General features: G+C 44.3%; 23 protein-coding genes. 19 read left to right on the forward strand and 4 right to left on the reverse strand.

All coding sequences use genetic code 11. The annotated features are described in order from the left end of the window. The first annotated feature begins 15 nt into the window (after window positions 1-15). The 11 genes from AC3CID_RS05270 to pyrF all read left to right on the forward strand — a co-directional run bounded on the left by AC3CID_RS05270 (window position 16) and on the right by pyrF (window position 11,615). A complete protein-coding gene (locus AC3CID_RS05270; RefSeq protein ID WP_488527042.1) occupies window positions 16-2,343 on the forward strand; it encodes a DNA internalization-related competence protein ComEC/Rec2 in 2,328 nt (775 codons plus the stop codon). A 31-nt stretch (window positions 2,344-2,374) separates the two neighbouring features. After that, entirely contained in the window at window positions 2,375-4,123 is a 1,749-nt protein-coding gene (gene msbA / locus AC3CID_RS05275; RefSeq protein ID WP_171314742.1) for a lipid A ABC transporter ATP-binding protein/permease MsbA, read from the forward strand. A gap of 14 nt (window positions 4,124-4,137) precedes the next feature. Further along, window positions 4,138-5,145: a tetraacyldisaccharide 4'-kinase gene (lpxK, locus tag AC3CID_RS05280; protein ID WP_488527043.1), complete on the forward strand. Its 1,008-nt coding sequence runs from the start codon at window positions 4,138-4,140 to the stop codon at window positions 5,143-5,145. Continuing rightward, window positions 5,126-5,305, forward strand: coding sequence for a Trm112 family protein (locus tag AC3CID_RS05285; RefSeq protein ID WP_004736429.1), 180 nt, complete (start codon window positions 5,126-5,128; stop codon window positions 5,303-5,305). Before lpxK ends, AC3CID_RS05285 begins: the two co-directional genes overlap by 20 nt. Then, window positions 5,305-6,051, forward strand: coding sequence for a 3-deoxy-manno-octulosonate cytidylyltransferase (gene kdsB, locus AC3CID_RS05290; protein WP_054546669.1), 747 nt, complete (start codon window positions 5,305-5,307; stop codon window positions 6,049-6,051). Before AC3CID_RS05285 ends, kdsB begins: the two co-directional genes overlap by 1 nt. A 292-nt stretch (window positions 6,052-6,343) precedes the next feature. Next, the gene (cmk, locus tag AC3CID_RS05295) at window positions 6,344-7,024 is read left to right on the forward strand and encodes a (d)CMP kinase (RefSeq protein WP_171314744.1); all 681 of its coding nucleotides are present in this window, start codon (window positions 6,344-6,346) and stop codon (window positions 7,022-7,024) included. Window positions 7,025-7,130: 106 nt separating this feature from the next. After that, entirely contained in the window at window positions 7,131-8,801 is a 1,671-nt protein-coding gene (gene rpsA, locus AC3CID_RS05300; RefSeq protein ID WP_017057038.1) for a 30S ribosomal protein S1, read from the forward strand. Between the two features lie 121 nt (window positions 8,802-8,922). Beyond that, window positions 8,923-9,207, forward strand: a complete 285-nt coding sequence (gene ihfB, locus AC3CID_RS05305; protein ID WP_017073307.1) for an integration host factor subunit beta — start codon at window positions 8,923-8,925, stop codon at window positions 9,205-9,207. Between the two features lie 129 nt (window positions 9,208-9,336). Next, the gene (locus tag AC3CID_RS05310) at window positions 9,337-9,609 is read left to right on the forward strand and encodes a LapA family protein (RefSeq protein ID WP_004734544.1); all 273 of its coding nucleotides are present in this window, start codon (window positions 9,337-9,339) and stop codon (window positions 9,607-9,609) included. A gap of 12 nt (window positions 9,610-9,621) precedes the next feature. Beyond that, window positions 9,622-10,797 (forward strand): lipopolysaccharide assembly protein LapB, encoded by a 1,176-nt coding sequence (gene lapB, locus AC3CID_RS05315; RefSeq protein ID WP_004734543.1) that lies wholly within the window; start codon window positions 9,622-9,624, stop codon window positions 10,795-10,797. Window positions 10,798-10,919: 122 nt separating this feature from the next. Then, the gene (gene pyrF, locus AC3CID_RS05320) at window positions 10,920-11,615 is read left to right on the forward strand and encodes an orotidine-5'-phosphate decarboxylase (RefSeq protein ID WP_146457277.1); all 696 of its coding nucleotides are present in this window, start codon (window positions 10,920-10,922) and stop codon (window positions 11,613-11,615) included. Window positions 11,616-11,720: 105 nt separating this feature from the next. Here the strand turns inward: pyrF and miaE are convergent, their stop codons facing one another. Further along, entirely contained in the window at window positions 11,721-12,515 is a 795-nt protein-coding gene (gene miaE / locus AC3CID_RS05325) for a tRNA isopentenyl-2-thiomethyl-A-37 hydroxylase MiaE (protein WP_012604394.1), read from the reverse strand. Window positions 12,516-12,616: 101 nt separating this feature from the next. Beyond that, window positions 12,617-13,381: a hypothetical protein gene (locus AC3CID_RS05330; RefSeq protein WP_004734562.1), complete on the reverse strand. Its 765-nt coding sequence runs from the start codon at window positions 13,379-13,381 to the stop codon at window positions 12,617-12,619. Window positions 13,382-13,703: 322 nt separating this feature from the next. Here AC3CID_RS05330 and cysB point away from each other — a divergent pair, with 322 nt between their 5' ends. Beyond that, window positions 13,704-14,678 (forward strand): HTH-type transcriptional regulator CysB, encoded by a 975-nt coding sequence (cysB, locus tag AC3CID_RS05335; RefSeq protein WP_004734561.1) that lies wholly within the window; start codon window positions 13,704-13,706, stop codon window positions 14,676-14,678. 169 nt (window positions 14,679-14,847) lie between these two features. After that, complete coding sequence (locus AC3CID_RS05340; RefSeq protein WP_488527044.1) at window positions 14,848-16,056, forward strand: methyltransferase; 1,209 nt, start codon at window positions 14,848-14,850, stop codon at window positions 16,054-16,056. 236 nt (window positions 16,057-16,292) lie between these two features. On the opposite strand, the gene ald is transcribed toward AC3CID_RS05340, so the two are convergent. Beyond that, complete coding sequence (gene ald / locus AC3CID_RS05345) at window positions 16,293-17,417, reverse strand: alanine dehydrogenase (RefSeq protein ID WP_017107652.1); 1,125 nt, start codon at window positions 17,415-17,417, stop codon at window positions 16,293-16,295. Window positions 17,418-17,573: 156 nt separating this feature from the next. Here ald and lrp point away from each other — a divergent pair, with 156 nt between their 5' ends. The 6 genes from lrp (at window position 17,574) to AC3CID_RS05375 (ending at window position 25,433) form a co-directional block, all read left to right on the forward strand. Next, window positions 17,574-18,068, forward strand: a complete 495-nt coding sequence (lrp, locus tag AC3CID_RS05350) for a leucine-responsive transcriptional regulator Lrp (protein WP_004734558.1) — start codon at window positions 17,574-17,576, stop codon at window positions 18,066-18,068. 162 nt (window positions 18,069-18,230) lie between these two features. Beyond that, window positions 18,231-21,413, forward strand: coding sequence for a DNA translocase FtsK 4TM domain-containing protein (locus AC3CID_RS05355; RefSeq protein WP_488527045.1), 3,183 nt, complete (start codon window positions 18,231-18,233; stop codon window positions 21,411-21,413). Between the two features lie 75 nt (window positions 21,414-21,488). Next, entirely contained in the window at window positions 21,489-22,085 is a 597-nt protein-coding gene (lolA, locus tag AC3CID_RS05360) for an outer membrane lipoprotein periplasmic chaperone LolA (protein WP_004734556.1), read from the forward strand. Window positions 22,086-22,149: 64 nt separating this feature from the next. After that, on the forward strand, window positions 22,150-23,505 hold the full coding sequence (locus AC3CID_RS05365; protein WP_488527046.1) for a replication-associated recombination protein A: 1,356 nt from the start codon (window positions 22,150-22,152) through the stop codon (window positions 23,503-23,505). A gap of 142 nt (window positions 23,506-23,647) precedes the next feature. Further along, window positions 23,648-24,955 (forward strand): serine--tRNA ligase, encoded by a 1,308-nt coding sequence (gene serS / locus AC3CID_RS05370; RefSeq protein ID WP_004734554.1) that lies wholly within the window; start codon window positions 23,648-23,650, stop codon window positions 24,953-24,955. 211 nt (window positions 24,956-25,166) lie between these two features. After that, window positions 25,167-25,433, forward strand: coding sequence for a DksA/TraR family C4-type zinc finger protein (locus tag AC3CID_RS05375; protein WP_004734553.1), 267 nt, complete (start codon window positions 25,167-25,169; stop codon window positions 25,431-25,433). Window positions 25,434-25,537: 104 nt separating this feature from the next. Here AC3CID_RS05375 and bioA read toward each other — a convergent pair whose 3' ends face one another. Further along, the gene (gene bioA, locus AC3CID_RS05380) at window positions 25,538-26,815 is read right to left on the reverse strand and encodes an adenosylmethionine--8-amino-7-oxononanoate transaminase (RefSeq protein WP_488527047.1); all 1,278 of its coding nucleotides are present in this window, start codon (window positions 26,813-26,815) and stop codon (window positions 25,538-25,540) included. Window positions 26,816-26,834: the final 19 nt, after the last annotated feature.

Below are 26,834 nucleotides of genomic sequence, written 5' to 3' on the forward strand. Positions count from 1 at the left end.
GAGGAAGCTACTCTCTTGTTTAACACTTGGTTCTTGATTTCATTTGCTGCGACAGTTGTGTCTGCCAGCTTCTGGCCTGTGATGCCACATTGGGTTTGGGCACCATTGATGCTGTTGTTACTGCTAGCATCAACAAAGTATAGCGTTTTCCGGAGAGCAAGAGGTCTAGCAACAGCATTGATACTAGTTATCTGCCTAGGGAATGCGATTGAAATACAAACGAGTCGCTTATTCCAATCAGGGCAGAATACTACCATAAATGCTTCGGTTGTTAGCCTTTTTAGTGAAAATAGCCACGGTTTTGAAAGCGTAATAGTAGCCAGATCAATTGGCGGCGAAAAATTAATCTTTCCCCAATTGATAAAATTGCGTTTGTTTACTCCTTTTAAGTTGACGCTCGGGGATGATGTCTATTTATCTGTCTCAATAAAACCAGTGTGGGGTAAACTTAATGAAGCAGGCTTTGATCTAGAAAAGTATTTGTTTAGCACCGGTGTGGTTGCCAATGCAACTTACAGGGCCGATACCAAATATCGAATTCACACCAATACTAACATGCGGTCTCATTGGTTTGAAAACCGTCTTGAAAGGTTAAGTGAGTTAGCAAATCAAGACCTCATTATGGCTTTGAGTTTTGGTTATCGAGACCTTATCCATCCTCAGCGTTGGGATTTGCTTAAAAGCAGTGGTTTGATTCACTTGATGGCTATCTCGGGGCTACATATTGGGATTGCCTTTGGTATCGGCTATCAGGTAGGAAAGATATTCAGGTTACTCTCACCTTCATTTCTTTGGTTTCCCACAATATTCGGTCTCGGCTTAGCCTATTTCTACAGTTGGTTTGCCGGATTCACGCTGCCAACCTTGAGAGCTTTAGTGATGTGTATTATCGCGAGCTATTTCTTGTGGCGTGGGCAAAATATTAGTGTGCTTCGGTATGTCGTCTTAAGCCTGTGCGTGGTTCTGCTGATTTGGCCGTTTTCAGCATTGTCGAGTAGCTTTTGGCTATCCTTTGGTGCGTTGGGTGCCGTTATTTATATCGCCTTGAATAGTCGGCCATCATCTTCAAATGCCACTCTTATCGATCGATGGCGGCAGCTCATCAAGATTCAGCTGATGCTGACATTTCTTATTGCTCCCTTTTCGATACTGTTTTTTAAAGGGGTGAGTCTAGTCTCTGTTCTCTACAACTTGATCCTTTTGCCTTGGGTATCAATGGTGACGATCCCGCTACTGTTTCTTGCGATGTTACTTAGCTTAATATTGGAGTCAGTGCCGGAGGTGATTAGTTTAACAGCGTTAAGTCATGGTTTTTCTGAACAGCTATGGATGTTGGTCGACTTGTCGCTTGATCCTCTCGTATTTAGCCTTCCTTTCTCTGAACGATTTTGGATTCAAGTTGATAATCACAGTATGGCGTTGTCTGTATTCCTCATCTTATTTTTCGGGTTCGTCAGTCGATATCTCAAACGAACACTATCAATATTGGTCATTGCAGTGTTTGTATTGTGGTGGGAGTTCGGTAAGCAGCAAAACAAATTAACAATCGATATCTTGGATGTAGGGCATGGGTTGTCTTTAGTTTTGGAAAAGAACAATCAGGTCGTTGTTTACGATCTCGGCAACGCGTGGCAGGGAGGTTCGATTGTTGAATCCTTGCTGATTCCCTCCTTGAGTCAGAGAGGAGTTCATGAGGTGGAAGGTGTGATAGTGAGTCATTTCGATTCTGACCATGCTGGTGGCTATCCGGCGTTACTTAAAAACTACAATCCTAAGTGGATAAGAGCCAGTCAGAACATCAATCAACAAACAAAATCTACTGTTCAAGTTCAGTCGAATATCCAAACATGTACTTTTGGAGAGGTGTGGAACTGGCAGGGTCTAGAGTTTGAGGTTTTATGGCCACCTCAAAGAGTAAAGAGGGCGTACAACCCACATTCGTGTGTGGTCAGGATTTTTGAGCCCAATTCTGAGTTCTCGATGTTGCTAACTGGTGATATTGAACGGGTAAGTGAGTGGCTACTTGCTCGTGAAGGTCAGCGGCTCAAGAGCGACGTGATGCTTGTCCCGCATCATGGTAGTAATTCGTCGTCGATTAAGCCGTTCATTGAGGCAGTTTCACCTCAGCTAGCAATTGCTTCTTTGGCCAAAGGTAATCAGTGGGGAATGCCCAGCAAATCTGTGATTGAACGTTATCATGAAACGGGTAGTGCTTGGCTTGATACCGGAGAAAGCGGACAAATAACCATCACTATCAGTAAGGAAGGTTGGAAATATCATACGATTAGAGAACAACAAGGCAGGCAGTGGTATAGGCAGATGCTTCGTAAGGGAGTAGAATAGATAGATTATTGTGAGAAAATTAAGCGATTCTATGTCAACACAAACAGATGAAACTACCTGGGTCACATTTAAAAGACTTTGGACTTATATTCGACTGTATAAGGCCGGCCTTGGTGTTGCGGTTATTGCGCTTATTATAAATGCCGTCTCTGATACCTATATGATTTCCTTACTAAAGCCTTTACTTGATGAAGGCTTTGGTAACGCTGAGTCTGATTTTTTACGCACTCTCCCTATTATTATTTTTGCCATGATGTTCATTCGTGGTGTGAGTGGCTTCGTCTCAACCTACTGCTTGAGTTGGGTCTCTGGCAACGTGGTGATGGAGATTCGTCGTAAAATATTCAGTCACTTTATGCACATGCCGGTATCTTTCTTTGATAAAGAGCAGACGGGCGCACTGCTATCTCGCATTACTTACGATTCAGAACAAGTTTCTGCAGCAACCAGTAAGGCTTTGGTCAGTATTGTGCGTGAAGGTGCCAGCATCATTGGCTTGTTGACGCTGATGTTCTGGAATAGCTGGCAGTTGTCTTTAGTTCTATTTGCTGTCGCTCCTTTTGTTGCTTGGGCAATTAGTATTGTATCAAAGCGATTCAGAAAAATTTCTAAGAACATGCAAACCAGCATGGGACATGTTGCTTCTTCAGCAGAACAAATGCTGAAAGGTCATAAAGTGGTTCTAACTTACGGTGGTCAAGAGCTAGAAAGAGGCCGTTTTGATACGGTTAGCAACCAGATGCGCCAACAAAGCATGAAGCTGGTGACGGCTCAAGCTGCCGCTAACCCAATTATTCAGATGATTGCCTCTATCGCGATTGTTGTTGTTCTTTATCTCGCGAGTGTTGATTCAATTAAAGCTGAGCTAACAGCAGGTACGTTTACCGTTGTGTTCTCCGCGATGTTTGGCTTACTACGTCCACTAAAAGCGTTAACCAATGTAACTTCGGAATTCCAACGAGGTATGGCGGCGAGTACCACTCTATTTGGTTTAATGGACTTAGATACTGAGCAAAACAAGGGTACGCTGAAACCTGAAACCGTAAATGGTGAAGTTGCGGTAAAAGATGTGACATTTACTTACCAAGGTGCTGAGAAACCAGCGCTTGATAAGGTCAGTTTTAATATACCGAAAGGCAAGACCGTTGCACTTGTCGGCCGATCAGGTTCGGGCAAGAGTACTATTGCGAACCTGTTTACTCGTTTTTATGATGTAGACTCAGGCTCTATCGAACTTGATGGCCACGACATTCGTGATTACGAATTGAGGAACCTACGTGAGCACTTTGCGCTTGTTTCTCAAAATGTACACCTGTTTAACGATACGGTAGCCAACAACATTGCTTACGCAGCAGAAGCTAAATATTCTCGCGAGCAGATCGAACACGCGGCTAAGCTTGCTCATGCTACTGAATTTATCGAAGGCATGGAAAACGGCATTGATACGATTGTTGGTGAGAATGGGGCAAGCCTATCTGGCGGCCAAAGACAACGTATCGCTATTGCAAGAGCGTTGTTAAGAGAGGCTCCAGTATTGATTCTTGATGAAGCTACATCGGCTTTGGATACTGAATCAGAGAGAGCGATCCAATCTGCGTTAGAAGAGCTGCAAAAGGACAAGACAGTATTGGTTATCGCGCACCGACTCTCTACTATTGAACAAGCCGATGAGATCTTAGTGGTTGATGATGGTCGTATTGTAGAAAGAGGTGCACACGCGGAGCTAATTGCGCATGATGGCGCTTATGCGCAACTACACCGAATTCAGTTCAGCGGATAAGATTAGGTCTTGTTGTGATCGAAAAGATTTGGTTTAACAATCATCCGTTAAAATACCTTCTTTGGCCGCTACTGTGGCCATTGAGTCTGCTTTTCAAAATGATCAGCGGTCAAAGACGTGACGCCTATCTATCCGGTAAAAAAGAGACCTACCGTCCGCCCTTACCAGTAATTGTTGTTGGTAATATTACCGCTGGTGGCAATGGTAAAACACCGGTTGTGATTTGGTTAGTTGAGGTGCTTCAAGCTAACGGCTTTAAACCTGGAGTGGTTTCTCGAGGTTATGGGGCAAAAGCGCCAAGCTACCCGTTAGTATTGGATAAAAACACGCCTGCTGAACACTCTGGCGATGAACCTCGTTTAATTCTAAAGCGAACTGGTGCACCTGTCGCAGTCGATCCTGTGCGTGCAAACGCGGTAAAGGCTTTGTTGAGCGAAGGGGTTGATGTCATCATCACGGATGATGGCCTTCAGCATTATGCACTTGAACGTGATATTGAATTTGCGGTTATCGACGGTGCAAGACGCTTTGGTAGCGAATGCCTAATTCCTTTAGGCCCGCTAAGAGAGCCTATATCTCGTTTAGATGACGTAGACTTTTTGGTTAACAATGGCGGTGAAGCGCAGGGGCGGGAATTCTCTATGTCTTTGCGACCAAGCCAAGCCGTTAACCTAAAGACTGGTCAGAAAATATCGGTAGCAGAACTACAGAAGTTGGTCGCTTTTGCTGGTATTGGTCATCCGCCACGCTTTTTTAAAACATTGGAAGATCTTGATGGTGATGTGGTTTTCACACAGGGCTTCGCCGACCATCAAGATTTCGATAAAGATGAACTTTATGCCTTAGCAAAGAAAGGCATGAATATGATTATGACAGAAAAAGACGCTGTAAAATGCGAAGAATATGCTCAAGACAACTGGTGGTATCTTCCAGTATCTGCGCAGTTTGATGAAGATTCGCAACAGCAAATTTTAAAAAGAATAAAAGAGGTTATGGAATACTATGGATCACCGTTTGCTTGAGATCGTTGCTTGCCCTGTATGTAAAGGTAAACTAACTTTTGACAAGGATAAGCAAGAGCTTGTTTGTAAAATTGATCGCCTTGCTTACCCAATTAAAGAGGGTATTCCTGTTCTTTTAGAACCTGAAGCTCGCACCGTTTCAATGGATGAGGGTAAGTAATGTCTTATACGGTTGTTATACCTGCGAGATACCAATCGAGCCGTTTACCTGGGAAGCCGCTTGCTGACATTGGTGGAAAGCCGATGATTCAATGGGTATACGAACAGTCAATGAAAGCGGGTGCCGATAACGTTATTATCGCTACCGACGACGCTCGAGTTGAAAAAGCGGCTAAAGCATTTGGCGCGACCGTTTGTATGACATCACCGAATCATGAGTCCGGTACCGAACGTCTAGCTGAAGTGATTAAAGCGATGAACATTCCTGATGACCATATTATCGTGAATGTTCAGGGGGACGAGCCACTTATTCCGCCTTCAATCATTAATCAGGTAGCAAATAACCTCGCGAACAGCACAGCACCAATGGCAACATTGGGTGTGGAAATCACTCATGCTGATGAAGTGTTTAATCCTAACGCCGTAAAAGTTGTGACGGACAAAGATGGGTATGCCCTGTACTTTAGCCGAGCTACTATTCCTTGGGATCGCGATGCTTACGCGAACAACGGTACAGCAGCGGAATCTCCACTGCTTCGTCACATTGGCATCTACGCTTACCGTGCGGGTTTTATCAATACCTACATCAATTGGGAACCAAGTACACTTGAGCGTATTGAGTGCCTAGAGCAGTTACGTGTACTTTGGTATGGTGAAAAAATCCATGTGGCAGTTGCAGAAGAGGCGCCTGCTGCTGGTGTTGATACGCCTGAAGACCTAGAAGCGGTTCGAGCTATTATTGGCTAAGCTTCTTGGAGCTACTTCTTCTTTGCTCTACAAAATGCAAATTCATGAGCCTTGCTAGTTGCAAGGCTTTTTTCTATCTATCGAAAAGTGCGCTATCGAAAAGCGCGTGCGTGTCTTATTGACCTAAGCAAACGGATATTGGGCTGGTTGCATTGGTTTATGCATCATCAACTCGGAATTATCTGAGATTTACCTCGCTCGACTTCCAATTTTTCTCTATAATATGCCGCCTATAAAGTAGTGGCGAATCGCTAGTACAGAATAAAACTTACGACAAAACGTGGAGTAAAAGATGCCTTCTCAAAGCCCAGTGATTACGGTTGATGGACCAAGTGGTGCAGGTAAAGGTACCCTGTGTATGTTGCTAGCAGATAAGCTAGGCTTTCATCTTCTAGACTCAGGCGCGATCTATCGCGTATTGGCTTTAGCGGCAATTCACCATGGTGTGGATACTGAATCAGAAGATGCTTTAGTACCGCTTGCGACACACTTAGACGTGCAGTTTATTGCTGAAGGCGACTTAGTTAAGGTTATCCTAGAAGGTGAAGATGTGTCTGGTGAACTTCGCAAAGAAGAAACCGGCATGGCAGCTTCAAAAGTAGCAGCTTTACCTCGCGTTCGTGAAGCACTGCTTCGTCGTCAACGCGCATTCAGCGCGGCACCTGGTTTGGTTGCTGATGGCCGTGACATGGGAACGGTTGTGTTTCCTGAAGCTGGAGCGAAAATATTTTTAGATGCAAGTGCTGAAGAGCGTGCGAGTCGCCGCCTTAAACAGTTGCAACAGAAGGGGTTAGATGTTAAATTTGACGACCTTTTGAGCGAGATCCAAGAGCGAGACGACCGAGATCGTAATCGTCCAGTGGCGCCACTTCGCCCTGCAGAGGATGCTCTAGTGCTTGATTCCACCTCAATGAATATTGAGCAGGTAGTAGAAAAAGCACTACACTATATTGAATCGAAACTGGCTGGGTAATTTCGCCGAGCTAGTACGAACGTTGGTCGCAAGGATGATGACCGGCGAATTTATCAACCCCATGCGGTAGGATACCCATGGACGTTTAATTATTGAAGATTAAATAATGACTGAATCTTTTGCTCAACTCTTTGAAGAGTTTCTATCTGAAACTGAATTCCAACAAGGCAGCATCGTTAAAGGTACTGTAGTAGCTATCGAGAACGGTTTCGTTCTTGTAGATGCTGGTCTTAAGTCTGAATCTGCTATCCCTGCTGAACAATTCAAGAACGCTGCTGGCGAACTTGAAGTTGAAGTTGGTGCTGAAGTAGACGTAGCTCTAGACGCTGTTGAAGATGGTTTCGGTGAGACTCAACTTTCTCGTGAGAAAGCTAAGCGTCATGAAGCTTGGATCGTACTTGAGAAAGCTTGTGAAGAAGCTGAAACTGTTGTTGGTATCATCAACGGTAAAGTTAAAGGCGGTTTCACTGTTGAACTTAACGGTATCCGTGCTTTCCTTCCTGGTTCTCTAGTAGACGTACGTCCTATCCGTGACACTGCTCACCTAGAAAACAAAGAGCTAGAGTTCAAAGTAATCAAGCTAGACCAGAAGCGTAACAACGTTGTTGTTTCTCGTCGTGCTGTTATCGAATCTGAAAACAGTGTTGAGCGTGACGAACTTCTTGAAACTCTACAAGAAGGTACTGAAGTTAAAGGTATCGTTAAGAACCTTACTGACTACGGTGCATTCGTTGATCTTGGCGGTGTTGACGGTCTTCTACATATCACAGATATGGCTTGGAAGCGTGTTAAGCACCCATCAGAGATCGTTAACGTTGGTGACGAAATCCTAGTTAAAGTTCTTAAGTTCGATCGTGAGCGCACTCGTGTTTCACTAGGTCTTAAGCAACTTGGCGAAGATCCATGGGTAGCAATCGCTAAGCGTTACCCAGAAGGTCACAAACTTTCTGGTCGTGTTACGAACCTAACTGACTACGGCTGCTTCGTTGAAATCGAAGAAGGCGTTGAAGGTCTAGTACACGTTTCTGAAATGGATTGGACTAACAAGAACATCCACCCTTCTAAAGTTGTTAATGTTGGCGACGAAGTTGAGGTTATGGTTCTTGATATCGACGAAGAACGTCGTCGTATCTCTCTAGGTCTGAAACAGTGTAAAGCTAACCCATGGCAGTCATTTGCAGAAATGCAAGCTAAGGGCGACAAAGTTACTGGTAAGATCAAGTCTATCACTGACTTTGGTATCTTCATCGGTCTAGAAGGCGGTATCGACGGTCTTGTACACCTATCTGACATTTCTTGGAACGCTGCCGGCGAAGAAGCTGTACGTGAATACAAGAAAGGCGACGAAATCTCTGCTGTTGTTCTAGCAGTAGATGCAGAGCGTGAGCGTATTTCTCTTGGCGTTAAGCAAATGGAAAACGACCCGTTCAACGCATACGTTGCTGACAACAAGAAAGGTGTTCTTGTAAACGGTACTGTAACTGCAGTTGACGCGAAAGGCGCTACTATCGAGCTAATCGAAGGCGTTGAGGGTTACCTACGCGCTTCTGAAGTTTCTCGTGACCGTATCGAAGATGCATCTCTAATCCTAAGCGTTGGCGACAGCGTTGAAGCGAAGTTCACTGGTGTAGACCGTAAGAACCGCGTAATCAACCTATCTATCAAAGCTAAAGATGAAGCTGATGAGCAAGAAGCAATGGCTTCACTGAACAAGTCTGATGAAGGCGCGTTCGGTAACGCAATGGCAGACGCATTCAAAGCTGCTAAAGGCGAATAATAGCTTCTCATTAAGAGAATTATAGCTATATAGCCAAGAAAGGAGCCGCAAGGCTCCTTTTTTTTTGCTTATTTTTCCGATAGGTCTATAATTTCTAAAAAGAAAACCAACGAGGGTAACTATGACTAAGTCTGAATTGATTGAAAGACTGTGCGCTGAGCAAACGCACCTTTCTGCAAAAGAAATTGAAGACGCTGTAAAAGACATTTTAGAGCACATGGCTTCAACACTAGAAAGTGGTGATCGAATCGAAATTCGCGGTTTTGGCAGTTTTTCTCTGCATTTCCGTGAACCTCGTGTTGGACGTAATCCTAAAACTGGTGACAAGGTTGAGTTGGAAGGCAAATACGTTCCTCACTTTAAACCAGGTAAAGAGCTACGCGAACGAGTAAACTCAGGACTGTAGACTACTTATCGGAATTAAGAAAAGCGGCATACTATAATGTATGCCGCTTTTTTATGACCATAATATGGTGGTCTGATTAGTAATTTTCCTGCATAATCGTACAGCTAACTAACCAATGAGTGATGAACTATGAAAATTATAAAAATAGTCGCCGTTATCGCACTTTTCCTAATTGCACTGGCTTTAGGCTCTCAAAACCAAACAAGTGTGAATTTCAACTATCTGCTAGCGCAAGGTGATTTCCACCTATCAAGCTTATTAGGTGTTGTCTTTGTTTCAGGTTTTGGTCTTGCTTGGTTAGTCTTCGGCAATATGCACATGCGATCTCAACTGAGAATTCATCGTTTGAAGAAACAACTCAATAAGCAATCAAAGCAGGTAGCTGCTGATACCAAAGCTTAAAGGTCTTATTTGATGTTAGAGTTACTGTTCTTGCTCTTACCTATTGCCGCCGCTTACGGTTGGTATATGGGTAATCGTAATGCTCAGCAAGAAAAACAGAAACAATCACACCAGATTTCCCGTCAATACGTGACGGGTTTGAACCTATTACTGTCAGATCAGTCTGACAAAGCGGTTGATCACTTCATTGAACTCCTTCAAGTCGACAATGAAACCATCGATACTCACTTAGCTTTGGGCAACTTGTTCCGCTCTAGAGGTGAAGTCGACCGTGCTATTCGTATCCACCAAAATCTTATCTCCCGTTCGGGGCTTACTCTCGATCAGAAAAACCTCGCACTACAACAATTAGCTAAAGATTATATGGTCTCTGGCTTTCTTGACCGCGCCGAAAAAATCTTTGAACAGCTTGTAGAAGAACCCGATCACAAAGAGGGTGCTCTACAGCAGTTGGTTGCTATTTATCAGCAAACTCGAGAGTGGAACAAGGCTATTCATTACGGAAATATCCTAGTTAAGCTCGGCAAGAAGAAAATGAAGATGCGCGCGACTGTTGCACATTTCTGGTGTGAACTTGCGATGCAAGAGCAAGCCGATGGTAATCGCTCTAAAGCGCTTCAGCATTTCAAAAAGGCACTTTCTGAAGACCCTAAATGTGTTCGTGCTAGCATTGCTCTAGGCAAGTTCCACTTAGCGAACGAAGACTACCAAAAGACAATCGATTGTTTGGAGTCGGTACTCGAGCAAGATATCGACTTTATTAGTGAGGTGTTGCCAACCCTTGCTGAGTGTTACCACAAGCTTGGGCAAGAGGCTCAATTGGTCGAGTTCCTTAAAGCTTGTATTCAGAATAAAGCTGGTGTATCCGCTGAACTGATGCTCGCTCAATTGGTTGCTCACCATGAAGATGTTGGTTCTGCTCAAGAGCTACTAACAAAGCAGCTAGTCAAAAATCCAACCATGAAGGGTTTTTATCGATTAATCGATTATCACCTAGCGGAAGCAGAAGAAGGTCGTGCGAAAGACAGCTTAACCACACTTCAATCTATGGTTGGTGAACAACTTAAGGTTAAGCCTCATTATCGTTGTCGTCAGTGTGGTTTCTCAACACACTCAATGTATTGGCACTGCCCTTCATGTAAGGGGTGGGGAACGATCAAGCCTATTCGTGGGCTTGATGGTGAATAGATTTGTGGTCATTTTAAGACCAAATTATTAATTGCAGCTTTCGGGCTGCATTTTTATGACTGTTATTTATGGCCTGATTGGTATAAATATTTTGTAGAAAGTTAACTGCGTTAGGAGATGAAATGAACGACCAAAAAATCATTGTAGCATTGGATTATGATAACCAAGCGGATGCGTTAGCCTTTGTTGATCGTATTGACCCAGCATCTTGCCGTCTAAAAGTGGGCAAAGAGATGTTTACCTTGTTTGGTCCTGAATTTGTTCGTGAATTGCATAAACGTGGTTTCTCAGTATTTTTGGATCTTAAATTCCACGACATCCCAAACACATGTTCAAAAGCTGTGAGAGCTGCCGCAGAACTAGGCGTTTGGATGGTGAACGTACATGCAAGTGGTGGTGAGCGCATGATGACGGCGTCTCGCGAAATTTTGGAACCGTATGGTAAAGATCGTCCATTGCTAATTGGCGTGACAGTACTGACCAGTATGGAGCAATCTGACTTGGCGGGTATTGGTTTGGATCTTGAGCCACAGCAGCAGGTGATGCGCTTGGCATCTCTGACTAAAAACTCTGGTTTAGACGGCGTTGTATGTTCGGCACAAGAGGCTTCTTTACTGAAAGGTGCACTTGGCCAAGAATTCAAGCTAGTAACTCCTGGTATTCGTCCTGTAGGTACTGATGTTGGTGACCAGAAGAGAATCATGACGCCTTCTAAAGCGATTGAGTCAGGTTCTGACTACCTTGTTATCGGTCGCCCTATCACTCAAGCGATAGACCCTGCCGCTGTACTTGCAGAGATCAACGGTACGCTAGCTTAGGTTTGCATCAGAAAGCTATGCGAATAAGAAGGCCAGCAAATTGCTGGCCTTCTTATTTGTGTACGAGATACCGAATTGGTCTGGACTTGAGTTATCTTGCCTAGTCTAAACCGGAGCGCCACTATGGAACTTAAAATCGCTGTCTTCTGAAGTAATAAGTTCCGCTTCTACTTGCGCGAAATGAGCAATACGCTCTGAGATATCTTTCCCTGCGATCTGCTCTGCTAACTCAAGGTAATCTTGGTAATGACGAGCCTCTGAGCGAAGCAGAGACACGTAAAACTTCTCCATATCTTCTTCCAAGAATGGAGCTAATTTAGCGAAACGCTCACAAGAGCGAGCTTCGATAAAAGCACCGATGATGAGCTTATCAACTAGAGCATCGGGTTCGTAAGTTTTGACTTGCTTGATTAAACCCTTAGCGTAGCGACCCGCTTCAATCGGTTGGTAAGTGACGCCTTTCTTTACCATCAATTCCATGACTTGGTAGAAATGATGCAGCTCTTCTTTGATCAGCAATACCATTTTATCGATCAGGTCAGCGCCGTAATTACAGCCTTCTTTCGCTGTAATTTGCTTTGATACGTTGCTTTTACCACGCAGAGACTCTAAGTCTCCGATACGACGGTAAGCAAATTGCTCGTAGGGCAAAATCCATTCATTCAGTTGTTTTGCGCTTTCTTTATCAACTGCGTACTTGCGAATAAGGAACAAAGCACTCTGTGCCGCCTTAAGTTCACAAAGCATGTGATCGCGTAGAATGATGTGAAGGTTTTCAGGCTTTTTGGCTTCATCGATCCATGAATCTGGCGTTTCAGCTTTAAGAAAAGAGTGGATTGGAGCTAATAATTCTTGATACATGGTCAGGGCAAGTTTGTTGATAATGCGGGATTTTATCACAGCTCAAGAGATCTCCCTATACAGAGAAAGGAAATTCAACAGCTACAAAAAAGGCCGCTAATTTAATGTAAATAGCAGCCTTTAAGTATTGCGTTAGACAGTTACCATTTCTTCTTCTGACCGAAGAGGGCGTCCATGTCTTCGTCACGCTCTTTAGATTCGATCTGTTGTAAATCTTGCGCGTTTTTATCTTGGCGCTTCTGATCAAGATCGTTAAGCATCTGCTGAAGCTTTTCTTTCGCTTGAGTAGAGTATGAATCGTTCTTAGTTGCTAATGCGTCGATACCTTTACGCAGTAACTGAATTGCTGTGCCTGGTTGTCCTCGAGAAATCGAGTCGTTTGCACGCTTGATAACATTTTCGATGTTGATACGAATTTGAATCGTCTCTAAACGAGCGTTTTCAACAACATAAGCTTGAGTCTCGAATCGGCCTTTATTGTGCTCGTTACGGACCGTATCACGTAGGCGCTTAACTAGCTTCAGCATCATGATCGCTTGTTTGTCACTGCTTGGAACGCGGAAGGTAGTACTTTCACCACCTTGGTAGTTCTCTTTAAGCTGAGTGATTTGTTGTTTTACGCTTTCAATACGTTGGGCAAGCTGCTTGTTTTTGGGATCGAGCTGATACATGTTTTCTAACGCATCAAGAATTCGATTGTTTAAGCATATAAGAAGATCTTGGCTAAACGGCATGTGATGAGCATTGCCAATCAACTCTTCTGTTCCGTCAATAATGGTTAGATAACGAGAAGCTTCCTGTTTCTTCGCTGTTTCTACCTTAACTTTGTATTGAAGCATGATGTTGTAGCCTAAAACCAACACCAAAAGAACGGCGACTAAGGCGATTATTAAACCAATATTCATATATTTGTGTCTGCTTGTTGTTTTCTATAGCTAACTTGAGAGGATACACGATTCCATTGTGTATCGGCACTCGTAAATTGCAATTTCTGATTATCTCTTGTTGAGCACAATCGGCAATCAAAACTTACCAACTAATGTATGAGAATGAGGTGTGGGTTGCAAAGCGTTAGTGATGTTTTTGTTTGTTAAGCTAGAAAAACTCATTATTTCTGTCATTTTGGTTCTCGAAGCGTTATAACTATTAATTATATTACACGAGACTATAAAGCTCTATTTGCAAATAAGTTAGCGCAGAAATGAGTAAAGGATTACGAGGTTAGATATGAAGTTACAGCAACTGAAGTACATTGTTGAGGTTCTAAACCATAACCTAAATGTTTCAGCGACAGCAGAGAGTTTGTATACATCTCAGCCCGGCATTAGTAAGCAAGTTAGGTTACTTGAAGACGAGCTAGGCATTCAGATTTTTGAACGTAGCGGTAAGCATTTAACCCAGGTTACACAAGCCGGTGAGGATATTATTCGTATCTCTCAAGAGATTTTAGCACGTGTAGAGAGTATTAAAGCAGTAGCGGGTGAGCATACTCATCCTGAGATGGGCACATTGAATATTTCAACCACTCATACTCAAGCTCGTTATGCGCTCCCTGATGTGATTAAAGGTTTCACGGCACGTTATCCAAAAGTGTCGCTTCACATGCACCAAGGTACACCAAGCCAGATGTCAGAAGCGGTCGCTAAAGGGACTGCGAACTTTGCGATTGCAACGGAAGCGCTGCACCTTTATCAAGATGCAATTATGCTGCCTTGTTATCACTGGAACCGTTCAATCGTTGTAACTAAAGATCATCCTCTTGCGCAAAAACGAACTATCTCGATTGAAGATCTTGCTGCTTATTCTCTCGTGACTTATGTATTTGGTTTTACTGGCCGTTCTGAGCTTGATACTGCATTCAACAAAGTAGGATTAACACCTCGAGTTGTGTTTACCGCAACGGATGCAGACGTAATTAAAACTTATGTTCGTATGGGGATCGGAGTTGGTGTAATCGCAAGTATGGCGATTGACCACGAGCAAGATACAGATTTGGTTGCTATTGATGCGAGTCACCTATTTGGTGCTAGCACCACAAGCATTGGCTTTAGAAAAGGCACTTTCCTGCGTTCTTACATGTTTGATTTTATGGAGCGTTTTGCACCACACCTAACTCGTCCTGTGGTTGAACAAGCTATTTCTTTGAAATCGAATGAAGAAATCGAAGAGATGTTTAAAGATATCGACCTACCTGTTCGCTAAGGGTCATAGTCTTACCTAGATTCCTAATTCGGCCTGTTTACAGGCCGTTTTCATTTAAGCTCATTTGTGGTTTGCTTGCTGGTGGGTTGTCTTTATACAACCTCAATTTGTATCCTTCCTTTCCATTTCGGCCTCTTACCCCTACAATCCTCGCACCATAGGGGGAAGCATGCATTCACGATTTACAATACTCGACTCATTCTTGTTAGAGCACCAAGTCTATTGGCGTTCGGAGCCTTTTCACCTATGCCAAACTCACCATCAACCATGGAAAGATGTGAATCGCCCACTTGTCGATTGGTTAGAAAGTTTGAGTATTGAGCGCATTCAAACGTTAAAAGAGCAGCCTCAGCTTTTGGTCGAGGAACTGACTCGCTTCCTCCCTCGATTAGATGCTGCTAACCAAAATATCCAGTTTGATAATACGGCTTTGGTTGGATTAGACCTCCCTCGTGGTGCTGCTGGTGGTATTCCCGGCAGAAAGCTGCAACAAATCGTGGCGATGGGAGAGGCTGCACTTGAACACCATCACGGTAAAGAGTGGCTTGAATGGTGCTCTGGCAAAGGCTTTCTCGGTCGAATCTTATCTCAGCAGTCAGATCAAAAGGTCACTAGCTTTGAGTGGCAACAGTCACTGTGTGAAAGCGGGCAAAAGATTGCAGATGCTCAACATCTAGATATGAACTTTGTTCAAGGTGACGCGTTTTCAAAAGATGCAGATCGGGTGTTTAACTCAAATCAACATGCTGTTGCTCTTCATGCTTGTGGCGACCTTCATGTTGAACTAGTGAAGAAATCTGTTTCACATGGGCTTCCTGCAGTGACCATTTCTCCTTGCTGCTACCATCTTATTCGTGGTGAAAACTACCAAGCCATGTCTTCCGTCGCGAAAAGCTCTGCATTAGCCCTAAGTAAAAGTGATTTAAGAATCCCGCTTCAAGAAACCGTCACTGGTGGTGAAAGAGTAAAGAGACACCGTCAGTTAGAAATGAGTTATCGTTTGGGCTTCAGCAAACTGCTCAAAGCTGAACGTCATATCGACGAATACATTCCGGTGCCAAGCATTAAAAAATCAGAGCTGTCTAAGGGTTTTGAATCATTCTGCCGCTGGGCATCTGAAGTTAAAAAAGTATCGCTGGGCTCAGACGTCGATTTTGATTTCTACTTAGCCCAAGGCAAGGCGCTTTTCTGGGAAATGGAGAAGTTGAGCTTAGTACAACAAGTCTTTAGACGCCCATTGGAGATATGGTTGGCCTTAGATCGTGTCATCTATCTGCAAGAACAAGGCTATGAAGCTTCGATTGAAGAGTTCTGTGAACGCAGTATTACGCCAAGAAACCTATTGATTCATGGGGTTAAAGTCGAGCGTTATCAGTAAACAGAACTGTGCGTGTTTTACGATCTAAACTCATAAACTCATAAACTCATAAACTCATAAACTCATAAAAGCAAAGCAAAGCCATAAATGAAAAATGAAGCTATAAATACAAGACGAAGCTATAAATGTAAAAAAGCCAGCGCGACATAATGTCGTACTGGCTTTTTGTTTAATGCGTATGAGTTAACTGAACGCTTCAACGAGAAGGTTATTGCGTTCAGTTAGCCATTACATCATTAGTTAAACATCGCGATTGCTTCTGCAGGCGCTACGTATTCTAGGTCAAAGCTTTCAGCAACTTCTTTACAAGTTACTTTACCGTGAATAACGTTAAGACCTTCTAGGAAGCCTTCATCAGATAGAAGTGCTTCGCGGTAGCCTTTGTTCGCTAGCTTAACAATGTAAGGAAGTGTTGCGTTGTTTAGCGCGTAAGTAGAAGTACGAGCAACGGCACCTGGCATGTTAGCAACACAGTAGTGAACGACATCATCAACAATGTAAGTTGGATCTGCGTGAGTGGTTGCGTGTGAAGTTTCGAAACAACCACCTTGGTCGATTGCAACGTCAACAACAGCTGAACCTGGCTTCATCTTAGCTATGTGATCTTTTGTAACCAATTTAGGCGCTGCTGCACCTGGGATCAGTACTGCACCAATCACTAGGTCTGCTTCTAGAACATGCTTCTCAATAGCGTCTTCAGTAGAATAAACCACTTTTGCGCGACCTTGGAATTCTTCATCCAGACGACGAAGTGTATCTACGTTGCGATCAAGAATGGTTACGTCTGCGCGAAGGCCAACAGCCATACGTGCTGCGTTAGCACCCACAACACCGCCGCCAACAACAACAACTTTCGCTGGTTCAACACCAGGAACGCCGCCAAGAAGAAGGCCACAACCACCGTTAGATTTTTCTAGTGTTTGTGCACCTGCTTGAATAGACATGCGACCAGCGACTTCAGACATTGGTGCTAATAGTGGCAAGCGACCCATATTATCTGTTACAGTCTCATAGGCTACGCAGACAGCTTTGCTCTTGATTAGCTCTTCCGTTTGTGGAAAATCTGGTGCAAGGTGTAAATAGGTAAATAATATTTGCCCTTCACGAAGCATAGCTCGCTCGACAGCTTGAGGTTCTTTAACCTTTACAATCATCTCTGCTTTCGCGAAAACGTCAGCAGCAGTAGGAAGAATGGATGCGCCTACAGCGATGTAATCATCGTCTGAAAAACCGATACCAGTACCGGCATTGGTTTCAACAAAAACTTGGTGGCTATGTGAGATTAGTTCTCTCACGCTAGCTGGGGTCATACCAACGCGGTATTCGTGGTTCTTGATTTCCTTCGGTACGCCAATGATCATCCTGACTCCTCATTATATTATGGTTGTTTTATCTATGTGTAGGGTAATTCTGTCGAATTAATATCTAGTATAGATAGGTTCAGATAGAATTTGATACCGAATATTAAAAAGTTGTAGTATATTTTTTTGCAAGGAAGTAATAAGGTGGAATAAAAAATGGCAGACAATTATAAGAAGCCGTCCAAGGAACTAGATCGTATTGACCGCAACATTCTTAATGAGTTGCAAAAAGACGGTCGTATCTCAAACGTTGAACTCTCAAAACGAGTAGGACTTTCTCCCACTCCATGTCTTGAGCGTGTTCGTCGTTTAGAACGTCAAGGTTACATTACTGGGTACACAGCGTTGCTGAACCCACAGTATCTTGATGCTTCACTTTTAGTGTTTGTTGAAATTACGTTGAACCGTGGTGCTCCAGATGTGTTCGAACAATTCAACACCGCTGTGCAGAAACTGGATGACATCCAAGAGTGTCATTTAGTGTCGGGTGATTTTGACTATCTTCTAAAAACACGTGTATCGGATATGGGTGCTTACCGTAAGCTACTGGGTGATACGTTACTTCGTCTACCGGGCGTAAACGACACTCGAACTTACGTTGTAATGGAAGAAGTTAAACAAACCAATCAACTTGTGATTAAAACTCGTTAGTCACAATTGGTGAAATGAAAGAAAGCGGACATTTGTTCCGCTTTCTTGCTTTCTGGAATTGGGTTTTTCTGTTTGATATGGTTAAATCAACAGTAGTTTCATTGAAACGGGCGACTTTGGTCGCTCGAGATGTTTTATTCCGTTTAATTATTAAGTTGGTTTATGTTCAAGCAGAGCAGTAATAAAGTAGAAACAATCATTAAAACGAGTGAAGAGCCTCAGTCTCCTCGTTTGAATGGTTCTCAACGTCTAAAAGAGTGCAGCCTAATTCTAGGTGTTCTCTTCTCTATTCTACTTGCCGTTGCGTTATTAACTTTTAGTCCTGCAGACCCATCATGGTCGCAAACGGCGTGGGGTGGTGACATTCAAAATGCGGGTGGCTACCTAGGTGCATGGTTGGCGGATACGCTTTTCTTTGTGTTTGGTTCTTTGGCTTACCCTTTACCTATCTTGGTAACGGTTGCTGCGTGGGTATTATTCCGTAAACGTAATGAAGACGAGCAGATCGATTTCATGCTGTGGGGTACTCGCTTACTTGGCCTTACTGTCCTTATTCTTACTAGTTGCGGTCTAGCAGATATCAACTTTGACGACATTTGGTACTTTTCGTCAGGTGGCGTCGTGGGTGACGTACTAACAAGCCTTGCGCTTCCCACGTTAAATGTTCTCGGTAGTACGCTAGTTCTTCTTTTCTTATGGGGAGCTGGCTTAACGCTATTAACCGGAATTTCTTGGTTAAGTATTGTGGAATGGCTAGGCGAATGTGCCATTAAATTTTTTACATCTGCTGTTAATAAGGCTCGTGGCCAAGATCAAGAGCTACTTGAGCCTGAATTGAAAGAATCGACAGACAGAGATTCTCTAACAGAACGTCATCAAAATCCGACTTTCCGTGATGTTCCTGCGTTAGAAGACAATCTTATCGAAGGTAAGGCTATAGAAGGGTATAAAGAAGTAGAACAAGATCAGCTCGACCCAGCGATGAGCTTCTCTGCGACCAACGACTCTTCAGACACTGGCGTCAATGCGTTGGACAACAGTGCAACGTCGAAGCGTCATTACAATATCCATATGCCAGTAGAGGCTCCTGCTAAGCCAGAGGTTTCTACTTATGAAGCACCGCAAGTTCAACCTGAAATTCAACCAGAGCAACCTATCTCTGTCGCTGCTGTTTACCACGCGCCAGAAGAACATTTAGAAGAAGGTATTGAGCGCTCGAAGCAGTTGAATGCGACGATAGAGCAGCTAGAAAATGCCGCTATGTATGAAGATGATCTTGCTGAGCAAGATCAGACTGATGCTCACGAATCTCAGGCTGCGTACCAACAATACATGCAGAACGACCAACCAGAAGTTGTCCCTACTGATATTGGCCTTGAAAGTGCTGAGTCAGTAGTCGATAGCACTTTAGAAGTTGATCGCACTCCAAAAGTTGAGAGCGAATTCGATACGGAAAATGTTCAACCTGAATCGTTATACGCTTCGCCAATGGGTGAACCAGAAGAACCAAGCGAAGACGATTTTTCTGTACAAGCATCACCGTTTGATGTGGCTGAAGAACAAAGTTATGAACAGTCTACAGAGTTCGAGTCTGTATCGGCTGAAGAAGATAATGCAGAGCAACCTGAGTCTTTAGTTAACCAACAAAATAATTCAGAATTTGAGCAATCAAACGAACAAACTCAAGAGCCAACGGTTGATCTTCCTTGGGAACAGGTAATAGAAGACGAGCCTCTTCACCCAGATCAAGATGTAGCAGCCTTCCAAAGCCTTGTCTCTGAAGCACAAGCGAACATGGCGGCGACACAAAACCCGTTCCTGGTACAGCAAGATGTTAACTTACCGAAACCGGCCGAACCATTGCCAACGCTTGAGTTGTTGTTCCACCCTGAAAAACGCGAAACCTTTATTGACCGCGATGCGCTAGAGGCGATCGCTCGTCTTGTTGAATCGAAGCTAGCGGACTACAAGATTAAAGCTGATGTGGTTGATATTTTCCCTGGTCCTGTCATCACTCGATTCGAACTCGATCTGGCTCCGGGCGTCAAAGTAAGCCGTATTTCTGGCCTTTCTATGGACTTAGCTCGTTCGCTTTCTGCATTGGCAGTGCGTGTCGTCGAGGTAATACCGGGTAAACCTTATGTTGGTTTAGAATTGCCGAACATGAGCCGTCAAACCGTATTCTTCTCCGATGTGGTGGGCAGCCCTCAGTTCCAAGAAGCGAAGTCACCAACGACCGTTGTTCTAGGGCAAGATATTGCTGGTGAAGCGGTTATCGCTGACCTATCGAAGATGCCACATGTTCTGGTTGCAGGTACAACCGGTTCTGGTAAGTCTGTCGGTGTAAACGTGATGATATTGAGTATGCTTTACAAGGCATCACCAGAAGATGTTCGCTTCATCATGATCGACCCGAAAATGTTGGAATTATCTATCTATGAAGGTATTCCACATCTGTTGTCTGAAGTTGTGACTGACATGAAAGATGCGTCTAACGCCCTTCGTTGGTGTGTAGGTGAAATGGAACGTCGTTACAAACTGATGTCGGCTCTAGGTGTTCGTAACATCAAAGGCTACAACGACAAATTGAAGATGGCCGCGGAAGCGGGTCACCCAATCCATGACCCACTATGGAAGCCGGGCGACAGCATGGACCCTGAAGCACCATTGTTGGAAAAACTGCCTTATATTGTGGTTGTCGTCGATGAATTCGCTGATTTAATTATGGTAGTCGGTAAGAAAGTGGAAGAACTGATTGCACGTTTGGCGCAGAAAGCGCGTGCGGCTGGTGTTCACTTGATCTTAGCCACTCAGCGTCCTTCGGTGGATGTTATTACTGGTCTTATTAAAGCAAACATCCCAACACGTGTTGCCTTTACGGTATCAACCAAAACAGATTCAAGAACTATTCTTGACCAAGGTGGTGCAGAATCATTATTGGGTATGGGTGATATGTTGTACTTACCACCGGGTTCAAGCCACACAACTCGTGTACACGGTGCGTTTGCATCTGATGATGATGTACACGCGGTAGTGAACAACTGGAAAGCTCGCGGTAAGCCAAACTATATTGAAGAGATTACGAACGGCGATCAAACCCCAGAAACACTATTGCCGGGTGAGAAGATGGAAGGAGATGAAGAAGTCGATCCTCTGTTTGATCAAGTGGTAGAACACGTTGTCCATTCACGTCGTGGTTCAGTTTCTGGCGTGCAACGTCGATTCAAGATTGGCTACAACCGCGCGGCACGGATTGTTGAGCAGCTTGAAGCTCAAGGCATTGTGAGTACTCCGGGCCATAACGGTAACCGCGAAGTCTTAGCGCCAGCGCCACCAAAAGATTAGTTCCATTCGGAACTCATAACTATTAAGTCGGTCAAATCGAAAATATGACCGACGTATGTTCTAACAGGATTATTGATGAAAAAAGTATTCGCACTTTTATTTATGAGCTTTTCAGTATTGGCTTCTCCGAAAGAAGAACTGAGTAGCCGCTTGTCATTGAATGCAGGTTTTAGCGCTGACTTTAAACAAGTCGTGACTAGCCCTGATGGTGATGTTGTTATGGAAGGCGAGGGCACGGTTGAGATTGCACGCCCAAGCTTATTCCGTTGGGAAACGACTTTCCCTGATGAAAACGTGTTGGTATCTGATGGTCAAAGTTTGTGGTACTACAGCCCGTTCATTGAGCAGGTTAGTATTTACTGGCAAGAGCAAGCAACATCACAAACACCTTTTGTCTTGCTAACTCGTAACCAAGAAAGCGATTGGGACAACTACAATGTCGCGCAAACGGGTAACCAATTTACGCTAACGCCGACAGCTGTGGATTCTAATCAGGGCGACTTCCAGATTAAGATCACTGAAAAGGGTATTGTTCAGGGCTTTAACGTGATTGAACAAGACGGTCAGAAAGGTGAGTTTACCTTTAGCAATGTTGATTTAGGTAAACCTGCAGCAGACCGCTTTACTTTTGTGGCACCGGAAGGTGTCGAGGTCGACGACCAAAGAAACTGATCTAATGAAGCAGATCATTTGGTAGTACGTCGATAGGCACAGATGCCATCAACGAATCAAGAGATTGCAATTGAGTAATTACAGCTTAGATTTTGCAGGGGACGAAGATTTTCGTCCCCTTGCTGCTCGTATGAGACCTGAAACTGTCGAACAGTACATCGGTCAGCAGCATATATTAGGCCCAGGTAAACCACTTCGTAGAGCGTTGGAAGCGGGCCATATTCACTCGATGATTTTATGGGGGCCTCCTGGCACCGGTAAAACCACGCTGGCGGAAGTGGCAGCAAACTATGCGAATGCTGAAGTTGAGCGCGTATCAGCGGTGACATCGGGTGTAAAAGACATTCGTATCGCCATTGAAAAAGCGCGTGAAAATAAACAAGCAGGGCGCAGAACGATCCTGTTTGTGGACGAAGTCCATCGCTTTAACAAAAGTCAGCAAGATGCGTTCTTACCTCATATCGAAGATGGCACCGTGACCTTTATTGGCGCGACCACAGAAAACCCATCCTTTGAACTGAACAACGCTTTGTTGTCACGTGCGCGTGTTTACAAGCTGACTTCGCTTAATACCGATGATATTTCCCTCGTCATCCGCCAAGCTATTGAAGATAAACAGCGCGGTCTGGGTGATGTGACGGCTGATTTTGCCGATAACGTCTTAGATCGCCTCGCTGAACTGGTCAACGGTGACGCACGTATGGCGCTCAACTATCTTGAGCTGCTGTATGACATGGCAGAAGACAACGACAAAGGCGAGAAAGCGATAACGTTACAGTTGCTGGCTGAGGTAGCAGGGGAGAAAGTCGCTCGCTTTGATAATAAGGGCGATATTTGGTACGACTTGATCTCCGCTGTTCACAAATCGATTCGCGGTTCAAACCCTGATGCAGCGTTGTATTGGTCAGCAAGAATGATTGCTGCGGGTTGTGATCCTTTGTATATCGTAAGACGTTTGCTGGCGATTGCTTCTGAAGATATTGGCAACGCTGACCCAAGAGCAATGCAGGTCGCAATGTCCGCTTGGGACTGCTTCACTCGAATTGGTCCTGCCGAAGGGGAGCGTGCTATTGCACAGGCGGTTGTTTATCTCGCGTGTGCACCAAAGAGTAACGCCGTTTACACCGCTTGGAAGCAAGCGTTAACGGATGCACACAATCTGCCTGAGTATGAAGTTCCTCATCACTTACGAAATGCACCCACAACTTTGATGAAGGACATGGGCTACGGGCAAGAATACCGTTATGCTCATGACGAACCTGGTGCCTACGCAGCTGGCGAAAAGTATTTGCCCCCTGAAATGGGAGAGAAGCAATACTATTTCCCAACAAAACGAGGCTTAGAGACTAAAATTGGCGAGAAGCTAGATTATCTGGCGGATTTGGACGCAAAAAGCCCACAAAAACGCTATGAAAAGTAGTCTTTTTTGGATATCGTTACCTAGTCATAAAAATTCAATTAAATCGTTTGAAATTGGTCGAAATAGCACCAATTTTAGGGGTTTAGCAGTGATTCAGTAGCAATCTACTGAATATTCAAATAACTAAAGCATAGGGTTAGCAATGCTGGATTCTAAATTACTTCGAGCTGAGCTGGATGAAACAGCGGCAAAATTAGCACGTCGAGGCTTCACCCTTGATGTAGAGACAATTCGTGAACTTGAAGAAAAACGTAAGTCCCTTCAGATGAAAACTGAAGAGCTGCAAGCGTTACGTAACTCTCGATCGAAGTCCATTGGTCAAGCGAAAGCAAAAGGCGACCATGAAGAAGCTGAGCGTATCCTTGCTGAAGTAGGCAACTTAGGCGCAGAACTAGACCAAGCTAAAGTAACATTGGCTGAGCTTCAATCTGAGCTAGAAACGATCACAATGTCGATTCCTAACTTACCTGACGCAGAAGTGCCAGACGGTAAAGATGAAGACGACAACGTAGAAGTTTCTCGTTGGGGTCAACCTAAGACTTACGACTTCGAAGTGAAAGATCACGTGGATCTAGGCGAAATGTCTGGCGGTCTTGATTTTGCTAGCGCAGTTAAAATTTCTGGTTCTCGTTTCATCGTGATGAAAGGCAAATTCGCACGTCTACACCGTGCTATTGCTCAGTTCATGCTGGACCTTCACACTGATGAACACGGCTACACAGAAATGTACGTACCGTACCTAGTGAACCACGATAGCCTATACGGTACTGGTCAACTTCCTAAGTTCGGCGAAGACTTGTTCCACACAAGCCCGCTAACTGAGCAAGTAAGTGATGTACCTCTTAAGACGCTATCGCTTATCCCTACTGCAGAAGTACCGGTAACGAACATGGTTCGTGACACGATTACTGATGAAGCTGAACTGCCACTTAAGATGACAGCTCACACTCCATGTTTCCGTTCTGAAGCGGGTTCTTACGGTCGTGACACTCGTGGTCTTATCCGTATGCACCAATTCGACAAAGTTGAATTAGTACAAATTACTAAGCCAGAAGACTCAATGGCAGCGCTTGAAGAGCTAACAGGTCACGCTGAGAAAGTACTTCAACTTCTAGAGCTTCCTTACCGTAAAGTGATTCTATGTACTGGTGACATGGGCTTCGGTTCTGCGAAAACTTACGACTTAGAAGTATGGGTTCCAGCACAAGAGACTTACCGTGAAATTTCTTCTTGTTCAAACATGTGGGATTTCCAAGCGCGTCGTATGCAAGCTCGTTTCCGTCGTAAAGGCGAGAAGAAACCTGAACTTGTACACACACTAAACGGTTCTGGTCTTGCTGTTGGTCGTACTATGGTTGCTATCCTTGAGAACAACCAAGAAGCTGACGGCCGTATTGCTATCCCAACAGTACTTCAACCATACATGGGCGGCGTAACGCACATCGGTTAATCAGTTAAACTGTTATACGAAAACCCAGTCAATCGGCTGGGTTTTTTATTATCTGTTGCACCGGAAAGTAGCGAGTCGAGGACCAATTTCATTACTCATTTGTAATAGTGTTTCTCTAATTTTGGTTATTATTACATCACTAAAAAATGGTTATAATGCGTTCTTACCGCGGTAGGTACAAATTTTCTCATGCAATTACAGAGGAGGACTTATGGCCGTAGGATGGGCAGGTGACGATAGCGTCAGTCAGCAAATTCAAAATACCATTGATGATGAGATCTCTCGTGTAAGAGGGAACATTCAAAGTGGGGAAAGCTTGCATTATTGTGACGAGTGCGGTGATGAGATATCAGAAAAGAGACGGCTAGCGATTAAAGGCGTGCGTTTCTGTATTGGATGCCAGTCCATGTTTGAACACGTTGCGCATCGTCACTCATTGTTCAATCGCAGAGCAAGTAAAGACAGCCAACTTCGTTAGAAGGCAGTCGCTCTCTATTGTCGATAATAATGAACCGACCTCTCCTTAACTTCAATATTGCAGATAGCAAATGAACCAGTAAGGAGAGGTAATAGCTTTGTCTTCTATTTAAAGCAGTGGCGATCTTTTAATGCGCAATTAATAGCGGAAACAAGTTTCTCGATGTGCTCAGGCTTGCTAATGAAGGGAGGCATCATATAAATCAATTTGCCAAACGGGCGTATCCAAACGCCTTGCTCTACAAAGTGAGCTTGGATGGTTTCCATATCCACAGGCGTGTGAGTCTCAACAACGCCAATAGCCCCTAACCAACGCACGTCTTTAACCAGTTCATGCTCTCGCAACGGTGGTAGCAACTCAGAAAAGAGTTGTTCAATCTGTTGAGTCTGAATTTTCCAATGGCCTTGCTCGATGATGGATAAACTTGCCGCACCGACTGCGCAAGCCAATGGGTTGCCCATAAAGGTTGGCCCATGCATAAAGCAACCTGCTTCACCGCCACATACGGTGTCTGCGACTTCTTTGCTCGCAAGCGTCGCTGACAGCGTCATATAGCCACCAGTTAGCGCTTTACCTACGCATAGAATGTCCGGTTGAACACCGGCATGCTCACAGGCAAACAGTTTCCCAGTGCGGCCAAACCCGGTCGCAATCTCATCCAAGATAAGTAATACGTTGAATTCATCACACAGTAAGCGAACCTGTTTTAAGAACTCAGGGTGGTATATGCGCATGCCGCCAGCACCTTGAACTATTGGCTCTAAGATCACGGCTGCAACCTCTTCATGATGGGTTGTGAGTTTCTCTCGAAAGCTATTGATGTCACTTGAATTCCACTCATCCCAAAAGCCAGTTTTTGGCGAATCAGCGAAAATATGCTCAGGCAAAAAGCCTTTGTAAAGGCTATGCATCGAGTTATCCGGATCGGTCACTGACATCGCCGCGAAGGTATCTCCGTGGTAACCATCTCTTAGCGTTAGGAACTTTGAACGAGGTTGCCCTTTAGCATGCCAGTACTGCAGTGCCATCTTAAGGCTAACTTCCACGGCCACTGAACCTGAATCGGCCAAGAATACGTGCTCTAGATTGCTTGGCGCTAAATTCAGCAGTTTCTTACATAAATCGATAGCGGGCTGGTGGGTGATACCGCCAAACATAACGTGTGAAACCTTATCGATTTGGCTGTGAGCCGCAGCATTGAGCTCTGGATGATTGTAGCCGTGGATGGTTGACCACCAAGATGACATACCATCAATAATTCGTTTTCCGCCTTCTAATTCTAAGTAAACACCGTCTGCGTTGGTGACTGGGTAGCAGGTCAGAGGTGTTAACGTTGATGTGTAAGGATGCCAGATATGCTGGCGATCAAAGGCGAGATCCATAGTAACTTCCATTTCAGGT

This window comes from Vibrio sp. QJM3NY_21 (assembly GCF_057785975.1).